At 65.0% G+C, this 10,138-nt stretch carries 14 protein-coding genes; 9 read left to right on the forward strand and 5 right to left on the reverse strand.

Annotated elements, in window-relative coordinates; genetic code table 11:
* Positions 1-2 precede the first annotated feature (2 nt).
* Positions 3-248, reverse strand: a complete 246-nt coding sequence (locus OXQ95_RS10685) for a hypothetical protein (RefSeq protein ID WP_267381535.1) — start codon at positions 246-248, stop codon at positions 3-5.
* 174 nt (positions 249-422) lie between these two features.
* Between OXQ95_RS10685 and OXQ95_RS10690 the strand changes: the two genes are divergently transcribed.
* From OXQ95_RS10690 to OXQ95_RS10720, 7 genes are all read left to right on the forward strand, one after another.
* Entirely contained in the window at positions 423-785 is a 363-nt protein-coding gene (locus OXQ95_RS10690) for a DUF3768 domain-containing protein (protein ID WP_267381536.1), read from the forward strand.
* A 1-nt stretch (position 786) separates the two neighbouring features.
* Positions 787-1,017, forward strand: coding sequence for a hypothetical protein (locus OXQ95_RS10695; protein WP_267381537.1), 231 nt, complete (start codon positions 787-789; stop codon positions 1,015-1,017).
* Between the two features lie 112 nt (positions 1,018-1,129).
* Positions 1,130-1,309, forward strand: a complete 180-nt coding sequence (locus OXQ95_RS10700) for a hypothetical protein (protein WP_267381538.1) — start codon at positions 1,130-1,132, stop codon at positions 1,307-1,309.
* A gap of 388 nt (positions 1,310-1,697) precedes the next feature.
* Positions 1,698-1,892, forward strand: a complete 195-nt coding sequence (locus tag OXQ95_RS10705; RefSeq protein ID WP_267381539.1) for a hypothetical protein — start codon at positions 1,698-1,700, stop codon at positions 1,890-1,892.
* On the forward strand, positions 1,889-2,452 hold the full coding sequence (locus OXQ95_RS10710) for a hypothetical protein (protein WP_267381540.1): 564 nt from the start codon (positions 1,889-1,891) through the stop codon (positions 2,450-2,452). Before OXQ95_RS10705 ends, OXQ95_RS10710 begins: the two co-directional genes overlap by 4 nt.
* 25 nt (positions 2,453-2,477) lie before the next feature.
* Positions 2,478-2,768 (forward strand): DUF1778 domain-containing protein, encoded by a 291-nt coding sequence (locus tag OXQ95_RS10715; protein ID WP_267381541.1) that lies wholly within the window; start codon positions 2,478-2,480, stop codon positions 2,766-2,768.
* On the forward strand, positions 2,765-3,256 hold the full coding sequence (locus tag OXQ95_RS10720) for a GNAT family N-acetyltransferase (protein ID WP_267381542.1): 492 nt from the start codon (positions 2,765-2,767) through the stop codon (positions 3,254-3,256). Before OXQ95_RS10715 ends, OXQ95_RS10720 begins: the two co-directional genes overlap by 4 nt.
* A gap of 117 nt (positions 3,257-3,373) precedes the next feature.
* On the opposite strand, the gene OXQ95_RS10725 is transcribed toward OXQ95_RS10720, so the two are convergent.
* The 4 genes from OXQ95_RS10725 to OXQ95_RS10745 all read right to left on the reverse strand — a co-directional run bounded on the left by OXQ95_RS10725 (position 3,374) and on the right by OXQ95_RS10745 (position 7,105).
* On the reverse strand, positions 3,374-3,835 hold the full coding sequence (locus OXQ95_RS10725) for a hypothetical protein (RefSeq protein ID WP_267381543.1): 462 nt from the start codon (positions 3,833-3,835) through the stop codon (positions 3,374-3,376).
* Positions 3,835-5,022, reverse strand: a complete 1,188-nt coding sequence (locus tag OXQ95_RS10730; protein WP_267381544.1) for a hypothetical protein — start codon at positions 5,020-5,022, stop codon at positions 3,835-3,837. Before OXQ95_RS10730 ends, OXQ95_RS10725 begins: the two co-directional genes overlap by 1 nt.
* A gap of 400 nt (positions 5,023-5,422) precedes the next feature.
* Entirely contained in the window at positions 5,423-5,881 is a 459-nt protein-coding gene (locus tag OXQ95_RS10740) for a hypothetical protein (protein ID WP_267381545.1), read from the reverse strand.
* 234 nt (positions 5,882-6,115) lie between these two features.
* Positions 6,116-7,105, reverse strand: a complete 990-nt coding sequence (locus tag OXQ95_RS10745; protein ID WP_267381546.1) for a serine protease — start codon at positions 7,103-7,105, stop codon at positions 6,116-6,118.
* 121 nt (positions 7,106-7,226) lie between these two features.
* Between OXQ95_RS10745 and OXQ95_RS10750 the strand changes: the two genes are divergently transcribed.
* Together OXQ95_RS10750 and OXQ95_RS10755 are read left to right on the forward strand one after the other, a co-directional pair.
* Complete coding sequence (locus OXQ95_RS10750) at positions 7,227-8,942, forward strand: hypothetical protein (RefSeq protein ID WP_267381547.1); 1,716 nt, start codon at positions 7,227-7,229, stop codon at positions 8,940-8,942.
* Positions 8,943-9,777: 835 nt separating this feature from the next.
* Positions 9,778-10,138: DUF736 domain-containing protein (locus tag OXQ95_RS10755; RefSeq protein ID WP_267381548.1), on the forward strand; the 361-nt coding region annotated here is incomplete at its 3' end.

A 10,138-nucleotide genomic window follows, 5' to 3' on the forward strand; every position in this document is an offset into this window, starting at 1 on the left:
TTTCATCGCGGGATCGTGACCAGCACCGCTCGCGCTCGATTGGGCCTGCGAAGATCCACGGCGGCAATCGCCAACGTGATCGCCGCCGCCCCGACGATGGTGACGATGACCGATGCGGGCGACAATAGGCCGATCCCGAGCGCGGGCGCGACGCCGTAGTGGATGAGCGTCAGCACAAGCTGATGCAGCAGCAGGAGGCCGGCCACCAACCAAGGCGACGGCACGCCCGCCCTGCGTGCGGCCGACACGGAACCGACCCTCACAATCTCGTGGCGGCGCTGCTCATGTGACCGTCCTTTCAAACGACGATCATGCCAACCCGCTCGCACACGTCCAGTCCGATCGACGCGAACGAGGCGCACGCCACGACCAGGAGGAGAGAGGGCAGGGGAGAGCGACCACGTAACTCGAGGAGGCAGGCCATGCCCGACACCAGCAGCGAGACGCGCGCCGAGGCGATCGCCCGCCTGAATGATCTCTGCCGGTTGGGCCGCGATCCGACAGCGCGCATGCTGATTACCCGGAGCTGCCTCGCCGAGTTCGCCAACGGGTCAACCGCCGACGGCCTGGCAGCACAGGTTCAGCTGGTCAGGGCGGTCGGGGCGCATGTCTTCGTCGGCGCCGACGCCGCCCTGCGGGAAGCGGGCGAGTTCATGTTCCGCGGCAAGGCGGTCTACTTCAAGATCGACGCTTACGACCTGGCGCTCGAATATGGCTCCCAGGATCCGGCCGACGCCAGCGTCACCACCCGCGTGCTGACGATCATGCTGGCGCAGGACCTGTGACATGATCGCGCGCCGATCGTCCGATCGCCTGCCCGTGAAGCTCGACCTCACCGTGCTTCTGGGTCCGACCAGACCGGACCCGCTCTGGGGGGCAGAGAAGGCCGGCTGGCGGTGCTTCGTCATGGGTATCCACCAGCCATCCTATCGTCGCGGGTCACGCCTCCGGATTGCCTGGCAACGCGGCTTCGACGCGGCCGCCCGGTCCCCCGATCCCGAGCGCCTGATGCTCTGACGCGACAGGCGACCATTTCCACGGAGATGCCCCACTGGGCCGACATGACCGTAACGGGACACGCCATGCGTCGCCCGAGGTACGTAACCCTATCCTCGCGCTGCCGGCTACGATGCGGCTGCTCCAGCTCGACCCGCACACGCGGGAACTGCTCCGCGGCGTGCTGCTCGATCTCGCCATGGACGCCCGGACGCGCGCCGAGGACAGCTGGCGCCGGCACAAGGCGCCGATGGCGGCCTACTGGAAGGCGGTCTCGGTCTATGCCGGCCATCTCGCCCGCGTGCTGCGATGATCTACGATCCGCGCATCGCGACCGTGTCGGCCCGCGAGTTTGACGAGCTGATGGCGATCCTCCGGCCGACACCGGAAAGCGACCGTCCTCTCAGCGAGGATGATCGCTGGCGTCGGGACTACCAAGCCGAGCAGGACAGCGCCGCGTCGTCGGCTACCAGCAGGACCTGTTCGCCGCCAAGGCGGTCACCCATTATCACCGTCACCGACCGGCACCATCGTGGGATCACAAACCGCCCGAGACAATCGAGGCGAAGCTGGAACGCATCGTCGGCGACCCCTTCGCCACCTTCGGGTCGCCCAGGTCCGATCGTCCGGCCATCCTGACCAAGGAGCAGCGGGCGGACATCGTCGCCCGTGCCGCCAACTGGCTCCGCGTCAGGCAGCGGGTGCGCCTGGTCGACGCCCCCGGCGCCGTCGACCCCGCCTACGGCATCCAGCGGTTCCTCGGTCGAGAGGGCGTCGTCTGGCGCCTGTGCCGATCCTTCTCGGATCACTGCTACGTCTTCTTCGATCCCGTGGGCGGCGAGCGGACCGCCAAAGTCGAGTTCGTGGAGCTGCGCGACCTGGAGCCACTCCGATGAGCTGGCGGCAACCGGACCTCTTTTGCGGCGAGAAGCAGCCGCAGCGGACGCTCAGGCCAGACCGCGCGTATCGTCCAGCGACATGGTCGACGCCCAAGGCCTTCGCATGGGAGAGCATGGGGGCTTGGGTCCGCCTGATGCACCGGCTCTTCGCCCTCGAGGCGCCGAGCAGCGACCATTATCGCCGCTCCCGCGAGACCGCCCGCGAGTTGACCGTCGCTCGCGTCCGCGAATGTCGCCACGACGACGATCTCGCGCGCGTCGAGCAAATGCTGATCGAAGCACGCTCTGGCAGGCTTTACGGTTTGGACCGAGCCTTCACGCGAGCGGAGAGGGGGGAATTGCTGGTGGAGGTGCGCAACCGACGCCGGCTGCTGGAGCTCGGTCGCGCCGCGCCCAAGGCCAAGGGAGCACGCTTCGATATCGCCCGCCTTCCCCAGCAAGCTCTCGATCGACTGATCCAGAGCCACCCTGATGCAGGGCTCGTGGAGCGTCTCCGGGAGGAGCGGTTTCGACGCATCCTGCTTCCTTGTAATGACATTGGCACTACGAACTGCTAAGGTGGTGCGACCGACGGAGATCACGATGCCCACGCCTGCTACCGCTTCGCCCAAACGCGACACCCTCAACATCCGGATCAAGCCCGAAGAGCGCAACCTGATCGACCGGGCCGCCAGCGTGCGTGGGAAGACGCGCACCGACTTCGTGCTCGAAGCCGCCCGCCTCGCAGCCGAGGAGGTTGTGCTCGACCAGCGTCTGATCGCCGTCGATCCCGATGCCTACGCCTCGTTCTTGGCGCGCCTCGACCTGCCGCCCCAACCGAACGATCGCCTCCTGGAGACGATGCGGACGTCGCCACCTTGGAAACCGGCATGACCATCTCCGCGCCCGTGCCCCTGACAGCGGAGCATGAGGTCGAAGCCTTCGTGTCGGGCGTGGATGGGCTGGATGCCTGGCTGAAGCGCAGGGCGCTGAAGAACCAGACAACCGGCGCGTCACGCACCTTCGTCGCGTGCGAGGACCGCACGGTCATCGCCTATTACGCGTTGGCGTCGAGCGCTGTGACGGTAGCACAGGCACCTGGCCGGTTTCGCCGCAACATGCCCGACCCGATCCCGTTGGTTGTGCTCGGGAGGCTTGCGGTTGATCGGGAGCAACAGGCCAAGGGCCTCGGCCGCGCACTGGTCAGGGACGCGGCCATGCGTGTCATCCAAGCGGCCGATACGATCGGCATCCGTGGCATGCTCGTTCACGCGCTCTCGGACGAGGCCAAGGCGTTCTACGAACGCCTCGGCTTCGAGCCATCCTCGATCGACCCGATGATGTTGTTCGTGACCCTAGACGACCTTCGAGCCAGCTTGTGAGACAGGTCGCTTTCGGCCGACCGACGCGTGACCACTAGCCGGTTCCGGGTCGTTACGGCTCCGGATCGATAATATATCTTATGTAAAATCAACGACTTAGCATGCGTGCGCGTTACGTCATTCGGTCGAGCTGCTTGAGGCGCCATTGTCGTCGTCAGCTGATAGTGCGGCAGGCGCTGATGGATTGTGGAGTATGCCGCGCGCGATCGCGACCTTCTTGATGCGCTTGGCCACGACCTTCTGCTTGCTCGTGTTATAGGCATCGAAGCTCGCAAGCGCGTGCGCCGGGTTCGCGGCCAATGTCTCGGTAGCGAGCAGCGCATCTTCCTCGCAAGGAACGCCATTGTCACCGAACCCGCGAACGCTGACGCCGTATACAGCGACCGACTTGAAGCCGTTGCTGGTGTAAAGCGCGAAGGCGTCTGCCGGCGTCGTCATCGAGCCGCGGTCAACACTAAGCTTGTTTTCGTCGGCCTCCTTGGGTCGGAAGCTACTACTTGAGGGCTCGCCATCCTGCACGAGGTCGGGATGGATTTGACGAAAGAGGACTTCCTGGCCGTCCACCAACTTAGCGCCCATCAGGCACGCACCTTCGCATCGAAGGCGGTCAGAAGCTGCTCGCCGACGTCCTCGAAACGCTCCGGCTCCATCTCGCCATCACCGTCGAGCTCGATGCCATACAGCTCCACAGATCCGTCCGAGCCGAACTCAAGCGACATGTCCCAGCGCCCCGCCTCGAGCTCGATAAGAACGCCAGCCCCTTCGTTCGGGTATATCCTCATCGCTCCGGCTAAAACGACTCTGGCATCGACAAATTGCTGTGCAGAGCGCAGCGCCACGTCCTCGACGGCGTCGCCTCGGCCGTCGAGCCACCCTGGCCGGAGCTTGGAAAGCTCGTCGAGCCGCTGGTAGGATCGGATCATCCCCGCCTCGATGCTGGCATCGACGACCGCCACGTCGAATACGTCCAGCACCTTCCGGATGTGTTCGTTGCCGTCCATCTCAACGAGAACGTCGTATTGAACTGCCTGGTCGAGGCTACCGTCGAAGTTTTCCTTGATCTCATCGGGATCGATCGGGATCGAAATGTCGCCACTCTCGGTGCGGATGATGATCTGGCCGTAGACGGAGTTGGACGCCAGCGTTCCCACGCCTGTGAGGCGAACGTTGTAGGTCTCACGGACCGACGTAATCAGTCGTTTACGGCGAGCGACATCGAGGAACACGACGTTCCCGCCCGCCACTGGAGTCAGCTCGATCTGCTCGTCGGGTCGAAGGCTCGCACCGAACTTGTCGAGAGCGCGCACCTTCTCAGGGCTGAGATCAGGAACCGGTCGGTCGGCAGCCACCCCGTCAAACAGCGATACGATATCGGTGTAGGAGGCCTCGACGATCTCCGCGAGTTCGTCCTCAAACCCGGGCAACGTCTGCTGGGCAACCTCCCGGCTCCAGACCAAGTTCGGCCGCGCGCTGCCTTCCTCGATCTGGGTGAGGTCGAGGGTCAGGCTCGCATCGAAGCCCTTTGGCACCCTCTGCCGGTCGGGATGACGCGCTTTCCACTCGTCCTTCGCGAACGAAACCAAGAGGTCACGAAAGGCCGGAAGATCTGACAGCACATTCACCGGCAGCCGCGCACCTGCATAGCGGGCACCGACATATCGTAGCGTGAAGGTCTTATCGTCAGCCATGGCTCCGCCCGATGTAGAGCGGCCGGACCAGCTCGCCAACGCAAAACTCGCCTCCGTATCCTCGACGGGCACGGTCAACGGCCCTGCTCTCAAGGACGAGCAGGTCTAAACGAAATCGGGGCCGGCCCCGTAGCAGCGGCGCCGACCCCAACCCTTGAAGGAAACCCCAACTTGATGGGATCTACCTGCCGAACGCTCGTACATTCGACCGGTGCCCATCCAGATAGGCGAAAACTTCTTCCCATTCCATGAACGCACCCCGAAAGGACCCGCCGTGGTTTCGATGCGCCTATCCAGCCGGCGGGGTGCCCTTGCCTCGTTCGATCACGCCTATGCAGTAGCCGTCCAACTTCGCGAAGCGACCGGCGCCGAGCAACTAGTGATCCGGACGGGCAATAGCATCCAACCCTTCCGCGTCTCGCGCCAGGAACCCGGCCATCCGGAGGAGGTCCTGGCGCTCGTCGCGTGACGAACGCGTTTACACGGCGGCTGTCTCGACGATCTCCGCCGCAGTCGGACCGCTGCGCCCTTCAGCCGTCGTCCAGTACCGCGGCGGCAGGCTCGCCTGCTGCATCACCGCGGTCATCCGCCCACGCCGGTAGGACAACGCTTTGAGCCAGGCGAGATCCTGCGCAGCTTGCGTCAGCTCCGTTTCATGCAGCACATACCAGAGGCGCATCTGTAGCGGCACCCGATCGCTAAGGATCGCCTCGATCATCGCCCTGCCCTCTCCATCGCGCACGTTGCGCGCGAGTTCGTTGGCGAGCGTCGCAAACGCTTCCTCCATCTCACCCACGGACAGGTACGCCTTGTCCAAAGCTTCGCCGATCAGCGCACCGGCTAGCACCCGGCGATCAGGCGAGAGCGCGCGATCGTTGAGCGCATCCAGCAGCGGCAGGTCGTAATCGTAGCTCTTCATGGCGTCGGCCAGCTTCATCGTCTTTCTCCTCGCGAGCATTGAACATAACGCGAACGGGCCAGGCAAGGCTTTTTGTGCGACCGGCCTGCTCATGCAGAAGGAGTTCCTTGGGAACCGCGGATAGAACACTGGATCATCCGTATGTCCGTCGTACATCTTACTGAACAAGGCGCTGCGCCGATCGATGGCGCGGTTGCCGGAGTGGATCGTGCGCCTGGGGCCGCTTGTGGCCTATGTCGCCGCGGCTAAGCACTACGCCGGTGGCGCACCGGGCAAAGGATCGTTCATTGCGAAATCGTGATAGGCCAATCGCCCTTGGCCATCCGGCTGCACGCGCGCCGCTTCATAGGGCTCGATTACGTCGAGGAGCTTGGACGGCTGCGGATAGAATTTGGGTGGCCATGAACAATTGAAGTCCGCCCAAAGAGAAGCCCAGAACAGCGATACGAGGGCGTACTTGTCGGCGGGTGCCTCAGCGTTGAAGTGCCCAGCCGTCAGTAATCCTATTACACGTCCTGTCTGATCGAAAACTGGGCCGCCGCTCATGCCTCCCAAAACCGTGAGGTCGGCGACGAAGCCCGGGTTCGGCAGCATGAAGCCGCGTCCGTGCGGCATCGCTTCCAGCACCGGACCGGAGCTAAGCACGGTGGCAAGCTCGACCCTGCCCACCCGATCCCGCTCCTCGGACACCGTGATCCGACCCCCCGCCGTTGGCGAGTGCGTCCCGAGCAGCCGGACGAACTCCCCCGCGACCGGTAGCCGGGTGCCGATCTGGAAGTGCGCGATAACAAGATGGTCGGTCGGCTGCGCATACAGCGTCATCGACAGGATCGCGACGTCGCTGTTCTCCGCCTTGACCACCTCATCTACCACCCAGGCCACGATCTCGCCGTCGTTCGTGCCGACCGCCATCAGGCTCGACTTTCCGTCGGCAAGCCCATGCTGGTCGATATATTCGTCGATCACGTGAGCCGCGGTGAGCGCCAGGCCCGGCGCTACGAGGAAGGCCGTGCCTTGAACGACGCCGCCTTCGGGCTTAGTCGACCAAAGCCCGAGCAGCGCGCCCTTGAACTCCCCGTCTCGCGTCAGCAGTCGAAGCTCCGGCGCGGTCGCCGGGGGAAGGCCGATCGTCTGGTGCGACAACTTGGTACCCTCCACGAAGGAGAAGGGCTGCGACGGAATATACCCCTCAACCAGGACGCCATCCGCGTCGTGGAGAGCTATCGTTTCGTTCGCATCCACGCCTACCTCCCGCGATGATCCATGGCGCCGCACCTTGCCGGTCCCCTGCGTCGGCGATGGCGAGGGAGAGGGCCCCCCGACTTAGGACGGTGCCGCCGCAGGATTGCTCGCAGGTCGACCGGTGCCGACCTACATTCGCGGCATGAAGGACCGCGTCAACCTCAACCTCCGCCGCTATCTGACCGAGGTGGAGTTCCGCCGCGAGCTGCTGCAGCTCAAGGTCTATCGCGGCAACTACCTCGGTGACGATCTATTCGATTGGTGGGAGCGCACCGGACTGGTGCGACCGGCCGTGCGGGTGACCTGGCCCGAGCCGATCGCGCGTCGGTGGTGGCATGACGGTCACGACTATGCCGGAGCCATGAACGACCCGGTCGAGCCGGACGGCGCGCGTCTCGACGCCGCCGTGGCGCTCGCCCGGAACCTCGGTCGCGTCGGCATTCGTGGCGCACATGGGGATGCCCCGCATCCTTTGGACGATCCCGAGCCGGAATGGGAGGCCTTCGTCCAGCTTGAGGCCGATCAGGTCTATGTCCGCCGAGCGGATCGACGTTACCCGGTAGGCAACGCGCGCGACCCGATACTCTACGATCGCGGGCATGTGCGCGACTATTATTCGGCCTGGCAGGTGCTTGCGGCGGCGGAGATCGCCGAGATGGGGGTTTTGATCCGATTGGACATGACCGACGACGACGTCCGTTACGGTGCGCACGACGCGCTTACCGACGGCCGCGCTCCGGACGGGCCGGCCTTCGAGCTGTTCGCCCCGACCGAGGCGCTGAACGGGCTGCGAGAGCATCGCCCGGCTCTGGATGCGACGATCTGGGCGTCGGAGGAGGGCCAAATCGCACTCGTGCGCGCAGCGCGAGGGCTTGGCGGCGGTCGCGTGCGGCTCGGTGAGGCCGCCGCAGCGCAGTATCATGAGGACCGTATAGCGGCCGCCAAGACCGCCCTCATCCGCTACCGCGTCTCTCAAGGCGAGATCGTGGCGCTGTGCCGTTTCCTCGCCGAACGGTGGGTCGCTTGGGACCGGGACGGCCGACCGCTCATCGCCGAGGGTTATCGGATCCATCTCACAGCAGCCGTGCGCTTGCTCCAACTCGCCCTCGACCTGTCCTTCGAGCAGGTGGCGGCAGCCGTCGGTGAGGGCCAGCGGGTGGACGTCAGCCTTCTGCGGGAGGTCTGGCCAGACTGGGCGGCTGAGCAGCGCGATCGCGTGACGATGACATTGCGGCCGTCCCTCCCGACGAACGGTCCGGGCGCGGTTTCGGACGCTGAGCTGGCGGCGTTTGCTCAATTTCTGGAAGACGAGCGGCAGGACGCGTTCTTCCTGCGGCTTGCCTCCTTCGAGAGCAATGCCTTCGACAGCGATGCGCCATCGCCAATGACAGGCATGGCAAGCGACCTGCAAGGCATGGCGGTCGCGGTCGAGCATGTCGTCCGGGCGATGGGGGGCAGCCAGGATCAACTCTACGAGATGTTCAAGCAGCTGTGGGCCGGGACCGACGTCGAACCGCTGCTTAAGAAGAACGCTCAGCTCGCGCGCAACGCCGCGCTGATGCACGACTGGCCTGCCCTGAAGGTGCAGATCGCCGCCCTGGCGGCTGGCGGCGAGTCCCACGCCGTGGCGGCGACGCTCGTGACCGCTCATCGCCTGCGGGGTGCGGTACACGTCCCGCTCCCGGAAGACGATCAGATCGAGCTGGAACGCCTATTTGTAGCGCTGATGGCCGCGGCCGCGATGACCCATGCGCACCTAGCGCGACAAACCGCCCTGGCAGGCCTGCCGATGTCTCCGGCGACGGCGACAGCAACGGTCGCAATCGCGTCAGTGTAGCGAACTCGACCGATCGAGGGGAGGATGACGCGGCATCCCGACCTTCGGGCGGGACCGGGCTCTAGTCGGCTAAAGCCTCCCGGAGCCCCGCCAAGGCGGGTCTCCGCCCTACCGGGTGACGATCCCTTGCCCAAGCTATGCACGCCGCTCCACGAGCCCTTGGCGGGCATTCTCGCGGGTGGAAGGGTGGAAGAGGCCGGCAGCGAGCGACACTCCCCTCCCCCAGCGTCACGCCTGGCACCGCAACCATCGCATGCAGCCTACGGCTGATGAATCCTGCGCTATCGCGCAGGATGGCTGCTTGTAAGCCCGCGATTTCATCGCCCCCTTCGCCGCCTCTCAGTGTCCCTGCGTGCCAGACCCGCCCGCCGCGGTCGGCATCCCGCTGTGGATCGGCCGCTACCGCGGCCGAGCGCTTGTTTGTTCTTGGGATGCCTCAACAAGAATGCCGGGCTCGCAAGCGAGCCCTACGGTTTCCACCCCGCAAGCGGGGCGGAGCCTCCGTCATTCATGTTGCCCGCGCCGAACGTGCCCGCCACTTGCGACCCTGCGAGGACGGCTCCGGGTGCGATGAAATCGAGGGCGAGCCGCGCTTAACGCTGCGGCTGTAAAGAATTGACCGCTTGGGCGGTCAATGCGTTGTTTGTTGTTTGTTTACGCCCCTAGTCGGGGCTCTTTTCTTTGCTCGGACTCACCAGGTACGATGAAATACTGTCAAGAAATCAATGCGCTTCAATACCTAGAGGGGAGAGAGTAGAACAGACTTGTCGGGAGGGGATAGGCCCCGAGCCCAGACAAGAGGGGGACAGGCCCCCACCTAGACGGAGTAACGACCATGAACATCGGTTCCTTCAAGAGCACCAATGGCCAGCTGATCGGTTCGGTTGCGACGGCGACGATCGACCTCCCCCGCTTGGGCCTCCGCCCGATCCAGAGCACCAACGACAAGGCCCCCGCGTTCGAGATCATGACGCTGAACCCCGCCCGCCGCTGGGTACAGATCGGCGCGCTTTGGGAGCAGACCAGCAACTCGACCGGCGAGGTTTTCTATCAGGGCAAGCTGGACGACCCGAGCCTGCCCGAGCCGCTGCCGATCATGCTCTTTGGTGACGCCGAGGAAGGCTATCGGGTGGCGTGGAACCGGCCGGTTGCCCGCCGCGAAAACCTCGACGGCAGCCGTGGCAAGGCGAGCCGCA

The sequence above is a fragment of the Sphingomonas sp. GC_Shp_6 genome, assembly GCF_026540835.1.
Lineage (GTDB): Bacteria > Pseudomonadota > Alphaproteobacteria > Sphingomonadales > Sphingomonadaceae > Sphingomonas.

What these genes read in the sequence shown, in the direction of transcription:
- OXQ95_RS10690 (WP_267381536.1), top strand. Translation starts at nt 423, where the DNA reads ATGCCCGACACCAGCAGCGAGACGCGCGCCGAGGCGATCGCCCGCCTG.
- OXQ95_RS10695 (WP_267381537.1), top strand. Translation starts at nt 787, where the DNA reads ATGATCGCGCGCCGATCGTCCGATCGCCTGCCCGTGAAGCTCGACCTC.
- OXQ95_RS10700 (WP_267381538.1), top strand. Translation starts at nt 1,130, where the DNA reads ATGCGGCTGCTCCAGCTCGACCCGCACACGCGGGAACTGCTCCGCGGC.
- OXQ95_RS10710 (WP_267381540.1), top strand. Translation starts at nt 1,889, where the DNA reads ATGAGCTGGCGGCAACCGGACCTCTTTTGCGGCGAGAAGCAGCCGCAG.
- OXQ95_RS10715 (WP_267381541.1), top strand. Translation starts at nt 2,478, where the DNA reads ATGCCCACGCCTGCTACCGCTTCGCCCAAACGCGACACCCTCAACATC.
- OXQ95_RS10720 (WP_267381542.1), top strand. Translation starts at nt 2,765, where the DNA reads ATGACCATCTCCGCGCCCGTGCCCCTGACAGCGGAGCATGAGGTCGAA.
- OXQ95_RS10725 (WP_267381543.1), bottom strand. Translation starts at nt 3,835, where the DNA reads ATGGGCGCTAAGTTGGTGGACGGCCAGGAAGTCCTCTTTCGTCAAATC.
- OXQ95_RS10740 (WP_267381545.1), bottom strand. Translation starts at nt 5,881, where the DNA reads ATGAAGCTGGCCGACGCCATGAAGAGCTACGATTACGACCTGCCGCTG.